The 13017-nt window shown below is 53.6% G+C and carries 16 protein-coding genes; 9 read left to right on the top strand and 7 right to left on the bottom strand.

Annotated features, from left to right (window positions below; genetic code table 11):
* Positions 1–680: 680 nt before the first annotated feature.
* Together WC598_RS09440 and WC598_RS09435 are read right to left on the bottom strand one after the other, a co-directional pair.
* Positions 681–1019, bottom strand: coding sequence for a DUF86 domain-containing protein (locus tag WC598_RS09440; RefSeq protein WP_372961244.1), 339 nt, complete (start codon positions 1017–1019; stop codon positions 681–683).
* Positions 1016–1309, bottom strand: a complete 294-nt coding sequence (locus WC598_RS09435) for a nucleotidyltransferase family protein (RefSeq protein WP_372961243.1) — start codon at positions 1307–1309, stop codon at positions 1016–1018. Before WC598_RS09435 ends, WC598_RS09440 begins: the two co-directional genes overlap by 4 nt.
* A 336-nt stretch (positions 1310–1645) precedes the next feature.
* Between WC598_RS09435 and WC598_RS09430 the strand changes: the two genes are divergently transcribed.
* On the top strand, positions 1646–2659 hold the full coding sequence (locus tag WC598_RS09430) for a lysostaphin resistance A-like protein (RefSeq protein WP_372961242.1): 1014 nt from the start codon (positions 1646–1648) through the stop codon (positions 2657–2659).
* 117 nt (positions 2660–2776) lie between these two features.
* On the opposite strand, the gene WC598_RS09425 is transcribed toward WC598_RS09430, so the two are convergent.
* Positions 2777–3913 (bottom strand): competence protein CoiA, encoded by a 1137-nt coding sequence (locus tag WC598_RS09425; protein WP_372961241.1) that lies wholly within the window; start codon positions 3911–3913, stop codon positions 2777–2779.
* 343 nt (positions 3914–4256) lie between these two features.
* Here WC598_RS09425 and WC598_RS09420 point away from each other — a divergent pair, with 343 nt between their 5' ends.
* The gene (locus tag WC598_RS09420; RefSeq protein ID WP_372961240.1) at positions 4257–5519 is read left to right on the top strand and encodes an ABC transporter substrate-binding protein; all 1263 of its coding nucleotides are present in this window, start codon (positions 4257–4259) and stop codon (positions 5517–5519) included.
* 53 nt (positions 5520–5572) lie between these two features.
* Here WC598_RS09420 and WC598_RS09415 read toward each other — a convergent pair whose 3' ends face one another.
* Complete coding sequence (locus WC598_RS09415; RefSeq protein ID WP_372961239.1) at positions 5573–5842, bottom strand: hypothetical protein; 270 nt, start codon at positions 5840–5842, stop codon at positions 5573–5575.
* A gap of 45 nt (positions 5843–5887) precedes the next feature.
* On the opposite strand from WC598_RS09415, the gene glp reads away from it, so the two are divergent.
* Together glp and WC598_RS09405 are read left to right on the top strand one after the other, a co-directional pair.
* Entirely contained in the window at positions 5888–7096 is a 1209-nt protein-coding gene (glp, locus tag WC598_RS09410) for a gephyrin-like molybdotransferase Glp (protein ID WP_372961238.1), read from the top strand.
* Between the two features lie 599 nt (positions 7097–7695).
* Positions 7696–7833, top strand: a complete 138-nt coding sequence (locus WC598_RS09405; protein WP_320160598.1) for a hypothetical protein — start codon at positions 7696–7698, stop codon at positions 7831–7833.
* 445 nt (positions 7834–8278) lie between these two features.
* Here the strand turns inward: WC598_RS09405 and WC598_RS09400 are convergent, their stop codons facing one another.
* Positions 8279–8422, bottom strand: a complete 144-nt coding sequence (locus tag WC598_RS09400) for a hypothetical protein (RefSeq protein ID WP_372961237.1) — start codon at positions 8420–8422, stop codon at positions 8279–8281.
* A gap of 194 nt (positions 8423–8616) precedes the next feature.
* Here WC598_RS09400 and WC598_RS09395 point away from each other — a divergent pair, with 194 nt between their 5' ends.
* The 5 genes from WC598_RS09395 to fhcD all read left to right on the top strand — a co-directional run bounded on the left by WC598_RS09395 (position 8617) and on the right by fhcD (position 11734).
* The gene (locus WC598_RS09395; protein WP_372961236.1) at positions 8617–8775 is read left to right on the top strand and encodes a hypothetical protein; all 159 of its coding nucleotides are present in this window, start codon (positions 8617–8619) and stop codon (positions 8773–8775) included.
* A 210-nt stretch (positions 8776–8985) separates the two neighbouring features.
* Complete coding sequence (locus tag WC598_RS09390; protein WP_372961235.1) at positions 8986–9648, top strand: alpha/beta hydrolase; 663 nt, start codon at positions 8986–8988, stop codon at positions 9646–9648.
* Positions 9649–9736: 88 nt separating this feature from the next.
* Positions 9737–10078, top strand: a complete 342-nt coding sequence (locus tag WC598_RS09385) for a hypothetical protein (protein ID WP_372961234.1) — start codon at positions 9737–9739, stop codon at positions 10076–10078.
* A 190-nt stretch (positions 10079–10268) separates the two neighbouring features.
* Entirely contained in the window at positions 10269–10829 is a 561-nt protein-coding gene (locus WC598_RS09380; RefSeq protein ID WP_372961233.1) for a 5-formyltetrahydrofolate cyclo-ligase, read from the top strand.
* Positions 10830–10843: 14 nt separating this feature from the next.
* The gene (gene fhcD, locus WC598_RS09375; protein WP_372961232.1) at positions 10844–11734 is read left to right on the top strand and encodes a formylmethanofuran--tetrahydromethanopterin N-formyltransferase; all 891 of its coding nucleotides are present in this window, start codon (positions 10844–10846) and stop codon (positions 11732–11734) included.
* 54 nt (positions 11735–11788) lie between these two features.
* On the opposite strand, the gene WC598_RS09370 is transcribed toward fhcD, so the two are convergent.
* Both WC598_RS09370 and WC598_RS09365 read right to left on the bottom strand, forming a co-directional pair.
* Positions 11789–12649: a class I SAM-dependent methyltransferase gene (locus tag WC598_RS09370; protein ID WP_372961231.1), complete on the bottom strand. Its 861-nt coding sequence runs from the start codon at positions 12647–12649 to the stop codon at positions 11789–11791.
* Positions 12650–12719: 70 nt separating this feature from the next.
* Positions 12720–12989 (bottom strand): hypothetical protein, encoded by a 270-nt coding sequence (locus WC598_RS09365; RefSeq protein WP_372961230.1) that lies wholly within the window; start codon positions 12987–12989, stop codon positions 12720–12722.
* Positions 12990–13017: the final 28 nt, after the last annotated feature.

Genomic DNA, 13017 nt, shown 5'->3' with positions numbered 1-13017 from the left:
CTCTGAAACCCGGGTACTATTCATTTCACCAATACTGACCCGGGGTTTCCCGATAATCTCATGAGGTTATTCACGTTTCTTCCCTATCTGAATGCGGAGCAACCGGCCGGGATCTCTGGGAGTTCTCATGCAGGATCGGTTTCCGGTTTTCAACCGGACTTTGATTTTTTTTCATCGCGATCATGATCGCGATTGAAAACCGGATCCGGATCAATCAAACCCTGTATTTTATTTTTCAACCGGACTTTGATTGGAAAATTTTCAGCAGATCTTGCATGAAAATTTTTTAGGCGAACCCTGATTAAAAACCGGTATCCGCGATTGTGTTTCCGTCGTGAACTGGCATTTTTGACAGATACAGACCTGGCTACCTTTTCACAACCGGACCTTGATTGAAATTTTTCCGGCAGACTCCGGTTGAACATTTTTCATCAAACATCGATTTCAAAAAGATCATCGCGATCACGATCGCGATTAAAAACCGGATCCGGATTACCGGACCTTGCATTTTATTTTTCAACCGGACTTTCATTAATAAATTGTGCGCAGACCCCCCACAATCATAGTACCCGGTGCCCGTCCGTGGCGTATTTGGGTGCCCCCATTAAAAAGGTCACTTCTCTTTTGAGTGTTCCGGTAAAAATCGATCAGCCGGTTGAGGATTGTAATCTCCGGTATCTTCAGGTGGTGTCATCAAGGATCTGGTCAAGTCCCATGATGACAAGAGGAATTTTGGTATCAATTGTCTTCCACAGGAGTTCATAATCCACACCAATATACCCGTGGATAACTTTGTCCCGCAGACCCGCGATGCTGCGCCAGGGGATATCGGGATACTGTGCACGGATATGGTCAGGCAGCAGTTTCGTTGCCTCACCCATAACTGCGAACTTGTACAGTACCGCGGAACGAGTCTTATTATCATCAACAAGATCGTTTTTGGACATCCCTTTCGTAAAATCGCGGATGTCTTGTGCAGCCTGCAGGATATCCTGCAGCAGAAGCCGGTATTCCCTCATGCGTACACAACATCCCGGTAAATTCCATCCCGGAGCTCCGGCCGGAGTGCCCCCGGGGTAGCAAGATCTACATGCCTACCTATCTTTTCTTCAAGATACTGGGACAATTCGATGAGGTCAAAGAGATCTGCATCCTCTTTAAAATCGACAAGGATGTCCACATCGCTGTCAGGCCGTGCCTCTCTCCGGGCAAATGAACCGAATACGCCAATGGTTCGGACTTTATACCGTGCGGTAAGATCACTTCTTAAGGATTTGAGCAGATCGAGAATCTCGTCACGGCTTGTCATGGTGTTCTCCTGTTCCTATCTGGTGTGCCTCACAATAATTTTTTCCCCTATCGTTTGCATGATTTTTAGATGCACATTTTCCGGTAACCTCCTCTTCCTCATGGCGCACTATGATCTGACCACCGGTTTGCGAAATGAACGCGGCCGGACCTCATGGAAAAACCGGGGGAGGACAAGATCGCCATCTTGTACTTCCGGCACGGGAACGGCTCCCGGCTACCGGTTCAATTTGCCAATCTTAATCCCACGGGAGGTTGAACCGTCTGTCATGGATGACGATCGTTCTTCTTCCGGGAATGTTCCCTTTGTTTTTGGAATGAATGCAGGAGTACCGTAATGACCGCAGTTCTGCCGGATAGGGAAACGGTGAAAAAGGAACTGATCGTGTTTCTGGCCCTCACCTTCGGGGCCACGTATCTTCTTGAACTAGCCGGCATTGCAATGTACGGTTCCGGGATACTTGCAAACAAGCTGATGATCATCCCGATGTACATCCCGGCGGTCTCTGCTATCCTCTGCATGGTGTATTTCAAATCCACGGCCCTGACAAGGGAAGCGAAGATCTTCCTCGCTGCGTTCCTGGTTGCCTCGGCGGTCTCCCTCTTCGAGGGCCTGTTCCAGCCAATCCTGGGAACAATCGGCCCCCTTCCGTTGTGCACCGTCATTGTTTCGGTTGGCGCCTTCCTGGTTGTTGTCATCCAGAACCTGGATAAACCAAAGCGGGAGAGCCTTGCTCCGGCCCGGTTGTCCTTTGGGAAAAATTACCGGTACTACCTGGGAATTTCGCTCATCTTCTCTGCCCTCTTCATCCTGGGACTGCTCATCAGTCACTATGCCGGCCTTGCCCTTCCGGCCCAGGAGTATAATCCGGGTATGTTCTTCACCTTCATGGGGATCTATCTCGTGACCTTTTTTGTTGCGTGGCCGAAATACTTCGGGGAGGAGTACGGCTGGCGGTTTTATCTCCAGGACCGTCTGTTCGCACTCTGTGGCGGGTATAAGGGAGTTGTCCTTGTTGGTCTCATCTGGGGATTATGGCATCTTCCCTTAAGCCTGATGGGATTGAATTTTCCCGCAAACCTTGTTATGGGGAACCTGGTCTATCTCGTATACGCGATAGTGGTCGGTATCATCTTCAGTTATGCGGTCTTGAAGACCGAAAGCATCTGGGTCGCTGTCCTGCTCCACGCGATCACCGACTCCCTCGTTGTTGTTGGCTATCCCTACCTTGCAAACGGGCAGATCCTCGTGGCATTCCTGCCGCTCCTGGTGCTCCTGGGTGTGCTTGCCGCACTACTCCTGAAGTCGAAGATCTGGATCGAGGAGTGCCCTGCACCGGCATCCTCGTAAGATCTCTTTTTATTGACTGGAAAGCCTGGCAGCGGGAATTTCCGGACACACGGTGTATAAATTCCTGCTGCAAATTTTCTGGCAAAGGGCTGGGGGCGGGTCTTCTGAACCCCCTTTTCACCGGTGAATTTCACGCCCGAGTCCGCTCAATGCCCTCTCAAATGCCTCTTCCCACCGGCTGAACATCTTCACGCACTCCTGTAATTTTTTGATTTTCGCTTCGGATTCAGGCCGGAAAAAGGGCCGTGGCGTATCACATCCCGCACTCTTTTTCCACGTAAACAACCCGTAACTGTCCGCCGTGTACGAACGATATTCGTTCTCCAGCCAGTCGATTTCAGCAAAAAGATCCTGGAACTTCTTCTGCAATGCCGTATCGTTTATCAGCGCTGTATCGGTTTTGCACCGGTGATGATAGTGCCCGGCCTTTTCCCGGTATGTTTTCTGCCGGACGATCTTCTCGTAAAAATCTTCAAACCGGATCAGTGCCGGCGCTGCCAGGATCACGAGCCGGTGCTTCCCGTTATACACGGCAGCGGTCTCTTCGAGATAGTTCCGGTAATTTCCTTTCAGGGCCTCTTTAACCCAGACCGCAAGCGGGATCTCCTTGTTATTGGTTGAAAACAGCGTCTGGTTCTTTCTCCTAAGGCCGACACTCCGGATCCCTTTTGCAATGAAGATATGGTTTTCGGGGCCGGTCTCAAACAGCAAAGGATCGATATAGGGAACTGGTTTTTCCGGTCGGTCGGCCTCTTTGAAACGATGAGAATTGCACCAGGATGCAAAATCCCGTGATCTGCCCAGGAAATTATCCAGTAACCAGTAGGATTCAATTCCTTTTGCACGGTATTTCCTGTCCCGCTCTTCCAGATCATGTAAGGAAATCGGGCTTATCTGGATCTCGAAAACTACTCTCCTGCCGTCACGGGTTGCATACACGTCCGAGATCCAGTTCCGGTCCGGGGAGGGAAATTCAACGTACGTCTCCCAGTTCTCAGCCTGGCAAATCCGGTATACCAGGTATTTGATCTCCAGGTGCTCCCATGACTCCTGTTCATAATGACATACGGAATCAGCCGCATGATAGAAGTGCTGCGTTCCTTTTTTTGAAACTCTCAAATGCCCCGCAGCCCCGCAGCATCCCATCCTGACGGTAAGCCCTTTCTTATGCCGCAGCATCAGGTCAGCCCATTCCTCTTTGAGAAGGTCCGGGCCGATGATGGTCTCTCCTTCCACAACTGCCTTTAAGGGCACAATTACCCCATGGACATTCAGGCAATTAAATCCTGCCGGGAAAGGTTCAAATCCCCCGGGTCATCAGAGCGTACATGTTGTCATACCCTGGGCCGGAGACGACCCTGCAGGTTTCTCGACCGGATGCGATCCGAAATGCGGCTCGCGGGCAGGAAATCTCCTGATAAACAATGATCATTCCGATGAGCTCCCCCTGCTTTTCCGGTTCGATCCCATAAAAATTCCCCGTCACTTGTGAGGAACGACACACCGGGGAGTTATACCCTATCGGCCTCTTCCTTCATGCTGAACTTCCGGATAGATAATTCGAAAGCATTTTTTATCCAGCGGATAATTTGCCCCTATGAAATATTCCGCTCTTGTATCGCTCATCCTGCTTGCCGCACTTATTTTCATGGCAGGATGCACCACCACGACTCCTGAAAAGGCGGCCGTCCCGGCACCAGCCGGATCGAAGATTATCACCGTTGACGCCCTCCTTCCCCTCAACGGGTCGTACGCCTCGTTCGGGGAACAGGCAAAGGCCTCCCTCCTCACCTCAGAGGCGGACATCAACCAGTATTACCAGGACACCGGGTCGTCTTCCCGCGTGAACGTTGTTATCCACGATACGGGATCCGACCCTGCAACCGCTCTTGAGCTGGTCAAAAAGGTTCATGCCGACGGGCGCAGGTTCGTACTCGGGCAGATGACGAGCGCGGAGATTGCAGCGATAAAAGAGTATACCGATACGAACGGGATGGTTGTCCTCGATGCCGGGAGCACGACTTCGTCCCTTGCCATACCCGGCGATTCATTATACCGGCTCACGTCCGATGATTCGGCCCAGGGGCGGGTCATGGGTATCCTGCTTGGGAAGAACAATATCCGGGCAATTGTTCCGATCTGGCGCGGGGATATCTGGGGAGAAGGCCTTCTCAATTCAACGAAGACTGCGTTCTCTTCCCGGAAGGGGGTCATTCTCGACGGCGTCCGGTACGATCCCGCAGCAACGGATTTTGCTCTCTCCCTCTCGTCCCTTGACATCCTTACCGGCGATGCCATCACCCGGTATGGTGCCGACCGTGTCGGGGTCTACATCATTGGTCTTGATGAGTCCGCATCGATCCTGAACGAAGCCGCAGGTAAACCGAACCTCTCCCGGGTCCGGTGGTTCGGGTGCGACGGGAATACCGCGATCCCTTCCCTGACCGGCTCAACCGCCGCGGCCCGTTTTGCTGCGCAGACCAACATGACCGGCACCGTCTGGGGGATTGCCTATGGTGATCCGTCAAGCGGCCCGCAGACCCGGATAAAAGAGCGGCTGGGATACACGCCGTCCGCCGGGCCCGTTACCCTGTACGATGCACTCTGGGTAGTGAAGGATGTCTATGACGAGATCCCCGCTGATGCAAACCAGGCCCGGACAGAAGCGGCGCTGGTCCGCCGACTGAGCACCTATGACGGGGAAACAAAATCACTCCTGCCAAATGCGGCCGGGGACCGGTCGCTCGCATCGTACGATGTGATGCTGGCAGTCGGCAACCCGGATGGAACCGGGTGGACGAGAGTTTCCCAGATAATTACCTGGGCAGACGGTCGCGAAGATATCGAAACCTTCCGCTAACATTTTTTTCTGACAGGGTATGCAGTCCGGCAGCCGGTATGTGGTGAATAACCTCACCATTGGCCGGAATTACGGACCCCGTCTCTTGCTTTTTCCTTGTTCTCCTGGTTCAGTGTCCTGTTCCTGCGCCCGTTGCCCCTGTCACCGATCATAAGGGGTATACGTAATGAAACAATAAACAGAATACGAACGCCCATGAGGAATGCAAATATGGCACCGGCAATGAACGATGCGGGAATCTCGCCGGAGATGAACGGACACCGGGTTTTTTCCAGCCCTGCGAATGCGACCTTCCCGATGAGTGCTTTAGCCGGGTACTGCAAGACGAACCATATAACGACCCTGGCCGGCCGGCCGGGCTGCTTTTTATGACCCGGTTTCTCACCGTCATTTCCGTAAAGGAAGCAGTAGCGGCAGCAGAGAAGATTGCCCCCCCGGTCAGGGCGGTTTCGGTGCCGGTCGAGCAGTGCGCCGGCCGGATCCTGGCAGAGAATATTGCGGCGGATACCGACATCCCCGGTTTTGATCGTTCCATTGTGGACGGGTACGCCGTCCGGTGCTCCGATACCACCGGCGCCGGCGACTCGGCTCCCGCCCTCCTCTCGTGTGCAGGCCGCGTGATGATGGGCGAGAACGATACACAGCTCGTTATCGGGAACTCGGTTTGTGCCTACATCCCGACCGGTGGCGTACTGCCGGCAGGAGCCGATGCCGTGGTGATGGTGGAGTACACCGAGACCGCTGGCGACACGGTCCTTGTGAAAAAATCCGTATCTCATGGCGAAAATGTCCTGATGCGGGACGAGGATTTCAGGTGCGGCGAAACCGTTTTCCTTCCGGGAAAACATTTGACGCCGCAGGATGCCGGTGTTATCGCCTCCTGCGGGCGTGCATCCGTTCTGGTGGCAGATAAGCCCGTTGTCGGGATCATCTCGACCGGCAACGAACTGGTGCCGGCCTCTGTTGTGCCGAAGCCGGGGCAGGTAAGGGACGCGAATGCCCCGATGCTTGCGGCATGGCTTTATGAGTACGGGTGTGTCCCGATACTCTACGGGATTGTCGGGGACAACCGGGAGGCATTCGAGGATGTGCTCGAACGTGCTGTCCCGGAATGCGATGTTGTTTTACTTTCCGGCGGCAGTTCCAAGGACGACCGGGATATGACCGCAGGGAGCATTGCCCAAAAAGGTTCCGTGCTGGTTCACGGGATCGCTCTTGCACCGGGCAAGCCCACGATCATCGGGACTATCCGGGAAAAACCGGTCTTCGGTCTTCCGGGCCACCCGGCATCCGCATTTGTTGTTCTTATCACGGTTGTCCGGCCGCTGCTCGACAAGATGCTTGGGCTCAGTAAGCCGTGGATTCCCTCGGTGAAGGCAACCCTTGCGGTAAATATTCCCTCCCAGCGGGGCAGGGAGGAGTATGTCCGCGTTGTGGTGGACAAGGGTGTTGCAACCCCGCTCTTTGGCAAATCCGGGCTTTTGAACACGCTCGTGAAGAGCGATGGCCTTGTCTGCATCCCGGCCGGGTTCGAGGGGCTTGAGATGGGCAGTGAAGTCGAAGTGATCTTATGGTGAAACGGTGCCCTGGGAAACCATCTTCATCGGGAGGCTGTCCACTCCGTTCCGGGTTTTCTTTATTTCTTCTTCCGGAATAATACCCCGGAAACAATACCCTGTGAGAATTATTTCGATAACAAACCGTCGATGCTCAAATCATAAAAAAGGATTCCGGATTCGAATCCCGATAACCGCATACCATTCCCATATCCGACTCATGTTTTAAAAAAGATGGACTCCCTGTCCGCGCGAACGGATTGGTGTTTCGGTGCCGTAATGTGGCGGCGCCCGGCATTCGTATTCGTCAGAACTTCCATGCAATCAGGGGCACAAGGGTGATTGCAAGGATCACTACCACGAACAATCCCCACTGGTGGCTGCAGGAACCGCGAATATAACGCTCCCTTTAAAGATGAGATGTGTTCACGCCAATAGCGGCGAGAGTGAAGCATCCCCGTATGAACTGAATGATAGAATGGTTTTCCGAATGGTTACGCAAATCACAGGTCAGTTCTTCGTTTACCCGGTTTTTTTACCGGTGGATATAACGATACAGGGATGTTTTAAAAAGGAAAAAAGCTAATGAGAATCAGCCAAAAGGGTAGCGAGGTGACGATATGCCAACGAGTAAGAAACAACTGGTGAAGCTGAACCAGGCAAAGAAGGTCAAGGCAGAAGAACTCTCGAAGCAGGCTGCTGCGGGGAGCGAAGGTGCCAAGAAGAAGCTCAAGAAGCTTGAGAAAAAGCTCAAGTGAGCAGCCTGGAATTTCCGGCATTATCCATAAAACCGTCAGAATCAAAGGACGATGGTATTATTGTATTGCTAAACCATTTTTTCATACTGTGGAAAAAACCAGAGCTCTTGTATTCCCTCATAACCGGGATAGAAGTGCTCACATTCTCCCCTTTTCTGTTGAACCCCTGTTGTTTGTGTATTCCCGTAAGGATGCGTTGTTTGTGCGTGTCCGCCACCCGTAGCAGAGGTCTGACGAGAACACGATCCGGTTCTGAATCGTATCTTTTGTATCGTATCACCGGCCACGGTTTTTTAATGAAGCCGCCAGCCAATTTTCCTGATGGGAGCATCCGTGTCCTGTATCATACGGATACTTGCTGCAGACCCTGACATCCGGTTTACTGTCCGGACACAGGGGATTGTGGCGGGGGCGGAGTGAAAATAATCCCGACTGGGAGCTATAATCATTTTACGATCAGAATCAGGTCGCCGTCAGGAGTAATATTGTACCGTTCTGAGAGTGTCCGGTCGTCCCAGGTGCTTGCCCGCCCGAAGACAAGGGAGATCTTCTCCCGGATTTTTGACAGTTTCTCACCATCGTATCTCACGACCGGGGGTTGCAGGTTTCTCGCTGTTAAGGGTTTGTGCAGGCAATCCATGGAAGAAGATCGAAATTCTGCCTACTTAAACCGGTACGCGGGGAGCGCGAAAGTGCTAGCTTACGGTCTCCCGGCCCGGGCCAGTCAACCTCCCTGATTGTCCCGGGCTTACTGATGCCTGCATCTGCTATCCGGGTGGCTTCATGCCGACAACCTGCTTTGTCACGAGCACGTTCCGGGGCCGGATGACAATTACAATGGGCCTCCAGGACAGCGGGCGTGCGAGGATAAAAACCCAAAACGCAATAGAACTTTTCAGGAAGCACCACCTCTCCGTTATTGACAGGTCCTGCGATCGATAGTATCAGCGGGTTGTGGGCTTTGCGTATCCTGTTTTTTTCTTTACCATACACTGTGTTCCCGCATCAGCAGCGCCGGACCATACTGCTCCCAAAAACCCGGACGGGACCAATCCTGATTTTTTATTCATCTAATCCGGATAGCAGATTATTATATATCCAGAAATCAATGCCTCATCTGAAACATCCGCGTGGGAGTGTGTCTTTGTAACTATGGCCAATTTTATTCTGGTTCATGGCGGCAATATGACGACGGATACCTGGAACCACCTTACCCAGGGAAGACCGGTCCATACCCCGGACGGCCGGATGGGAGGCAGGATCTGGGATCCCATAGTACCTGCACTCACAAAAAACAACCACCATGTGTCGGTACCCCGGCTCCGGGACGAACATATCTGCGACCTGACCTCCCATATCGGGCAGGTCTGCGCACTGATGGCTGAACAGGATCTATGGAATGTTATCTTAGTCGGGCACAGCTACGGCGGTATGATCATAACCGGCGTTGCCGCCCGGATGACGGAGAGGATCCGCCGCCTGGTCTATATCGATGCTGCACTGCCGGATCCGGGACAATCGCTCTTCGACATCATAGTTTCCAGCGGATACGATCCCCGTTCGTTTGCCGGCCTGGAACCGGCTCCTCCGTACGTGGAGAAACTCCGGTTCGATCCCCGCAGGATACGAGACCTGAAAAAAACCTATATCCTCTGCACAAAAAGCGAGTTCGCCGCTGTCCGTCATGTTATTGACAGAAAAATTGCCGAGGCGGGTCCGGAATGGACCTGCATTGAACTGCCAACTTCCCATGTCCCGATGGCAAGCATGCCCGATGAGCTGGTACAGGTACTGCTGCTTGCCGGAAGTGGTTGATCTTTTGTCAGAGAAACACCGTGTGCACCCGGTCCTCAATAAACGCATTATTTAAGGTATGGCCGGCAATTTTCTGTCTGAGCGAGACATGAGAAAAACGTCAGATCTGGTAAATGAGATGCTTGCAGAAGCAAAAGACGCGTGGCTTGTTGCTATTGCGGTCGGGTTTGAATCCGAGACAAAATTTATCTTCAGTTCCCGCAGGTACCCGCTTGAAGAGCTTGACCAGCTGGTCCGGGCTGGCGGTTTTCCTGTCGGCCTGCTCCGGTTCGAGAAAGAGAATTCTGCGGTACAGGGATCCTATCGCCCGTTTCAGGAATATGAGACTGAGGACTGGGCAAAAGAATATCTTGCCGGCCTTCTTGAAAAAACGGCAGAGATCATTGAATTAAGCCAGGAGCAGATGCCCCGCTTCCCAAAGGCGTATTGAAAAATTCAGTTATTCGCCTTTTTTTGTTTTTCCTGTTTGTATTCTGCGGGTCAGGCCGGTCTTCGTATACGAAATCCGGAAAACATTCTCACACTATCATTGCCGATAGAATCCGATGGCGCACGAATCTCCCAACCGGCCGGGTCTGAGTCCGGAAAAGCATAAATACCTCTGTTCTCTACTACTGCCCATGCGGGAGCAGAAAAGCAGCATACGGCAGATCCTTCGCGAGCGCAAGGATGCCATGGACCCGGAAGACCGGCTGAAGAAAAGCTCGATCATCTGCCGCCACCTCATGACACTCCTCAGCGAGGATGAGACGGTGATGGCCTATACTTCCAAGGAAAAGGAGGTAAACACGGTGCCGATCATCACTACCCTGCTTGAACGCACCAACCCGGTTATTGTCCCCATCATTGTCAAAGAGGACGTAAGCCTCCGGCTCTCGTACCTGCGGGACTTTGCGGCACTTGTCCCAAGTACGTTCGGCGTCCCCGAGCCAATCGGGAGCGAGATTCCTGCCCGTGGCGAGGACGTTGACACGATCCTTCTCCCGATGCTCGGCTTTGACCGGACCGGCGGGAGGATAGGATACGGTGCAGGATATTACGACCGGTTCCTGGAAAAGTTTCCGGATCTCCGCAAGATCGGGATTGCGTTTGCCTGCCAGGAGATCGACCGGCTGCCGCTGGACCCGACCGATGTCCGCATGGATCATATTATCACCGAGGACGGTATCGTGTACCCCTGAGGGAGGATGCGATAATGGAGATCAATAAAACTGAGATCCTTGATACGTTTGCCGAGGCGTTCCCGGTCTGGATTTCACGGATCATAATCACCGCAGATACCAAAGAGTGGGCATACACGGCAGCCTCGACCGCAACCGGGTTTGCCACGTCCAAGATCGCCTGTCCCTGTGAGGCCGGGATCGAATGCGAAATCCCCCCGGGTGAGACCCCGGACGGGAGATTCGGCGTCTCGATCTTGATCTGTGCCGAGAAGAAGAACATGAAAGCCAATGTTGCGGCCCGTATCTCCCAGTGCGTTCTCCCGGCCCCGACCGCCAGCGCATTCGATGGCCTGCCGGAAGCAGCCTCACGCTTTGCGATCCGCATGCACTATTTCGGGGACCGCTACGAGGAGCGGTGCATGGTTAACGGGCGGCACTGCTGGAAGATCCCGGTCATGGAAGGCGAGTATGTTGGCGAGGAGCGGTATGGCACGGTCAAGGGAATTGCCGGGGGCAATTTTCTTGTCATGGGAAAAGATAAGCAATCTGCGCTTGCGGCAGCGGTTGCGGGAGCCGCTGCAATCCGGGGCATGAAAGGCGTAATCATGAGTTTTGCCGGGGGAATTGTCCGGAGCGGGTCCAAGGTGGCAAGCAGGAATTACCGCTTCCCGATGCCGGCAAGTACCAACCACATGTTCTGCCCCACCCTGAAAGACACCATTACCGACTCGCTCGTCCCTGACGGCGTTGGCTCGATCTACGAGATCGTGATAAATGCAACGGATGACGCGGCAATGAATAACGCCATGAAGGCGGGTATCGTTGCGGCGGCAGGGACCGGGAAGGCCAGCCATATCGGGGCCTCGAACTTTGACGGGAAACTCGGCCAGCACCGCTTTTTCCTGAACAAATTATTCACTTAATGGATGCCGCCGGTCTGCCAGTCCAGCAGACCGCGACTTGTTTTTATGACACGGTTACTCTTCTGATCTGCGGGATGCAACGGCACAGGAAAGCCAGCCGGAGTCCGGCGTCGGGAAGTAGGTGTTGGTTTCGGTCCTTCTCTTCTCCATCTCGTCCATGTCGGAATACCTGCAGGAAAATGCCGGGCCGAGCATGGTCCGGATCCCGCTGTCGGAATAGGTAGTCATTCGGTCCATGCCGGTGTAATCCCGCACATGGGAGAAGATCTCGTAGGGAATGAACTTCCGCTCGCTGCTGACAAGGCGGCAGGGCTTGAGGTGTTCGAAGATGAGCGTCTCATCAAGGGCAAGCCCGGACAGGCAGCCAAGCACCCGTTCCATGACAGGCCTCCCGATATAGTACGTGAGCCCTTCCATGACCACAATAAGCCGCGTCTTTTCATAATTTACCATGCCTGCAAGGGTGTCGTCCAGGCAGGCAGTGTTTCCGATATCCGCTTCCCTGCAGGAGATGAACCTGCACGGGTCCGGGATGAGATCCGCATAGAGCCGCGTCTTCCGGTCCATGTTCCGCATATCCATCTCGATAAACCGGACCTGGTCCGAAAGGAAGGGCAGCAGTTCAAGGGCAAGCGGGGAGAATCCCGCCCCGAGGTTGACGATGACCGTTGGTTTGTTGCGGCCCCGGAGCAGTTCTTCCACCGTGCTCCGGATGAAATGCTTCCGGTTGATGATCACTTCCGAATACCAGGGACAGATCCCGTTATACCGGTCCAGCAGCGGCTGGCCAGCCGAGAGATCGAGCCTGTGGAGATACGTGCCAAGCAGCGGTTTTTCTGCATAGTACCTGGCGGCCCAGAGCATGACGAGTGCTGCCGTGTCGGAAACGGGGTAGGGATCCTGGTTGCCGGTCATGATGAAACGTATTTTTTGTAAGGTTGGGCGGGCCCGATAAAAAAATTACCACACCAGCGGTTTTTTGGCATTACTCTTTTGATCCCCGGGTGATGGTTCCCCCGCAAGCCCGGACCGTCTCTTCAATTTTCGTGAGCAGTTCCTCGTCATTGAGTGCGAAATCCAGCAGCTCAAATGTGTTTACGAGCGCAATCGGCTTGAGGATGACGAGCGGCTTCTTCCCGCGTGTCTCCCCGCAATAATCGGCCGGCACAACCGTCAGGGTGTCATTCTCCCAGACCGCCACGTTCCCGTACCCCGCTTCGTCCCAGAGTTTCCGGATAATATCCTGTGTAATCATGAAATGGTCTCTCCTCGAATGTGAGTAC

It is taken from the genome of Methanoregula sp. (genome assembly GCF_041645475.1).
Taxonomy (GTDB): domain Archaea; phylum Halobacteriota; class Methanomicrobia; order Methanomicrobiales; family Methanospirillaceae; genus Methanoregula.
This window is presented reverse-complemented; position numbering and strand designations above follow the sequence as displayed.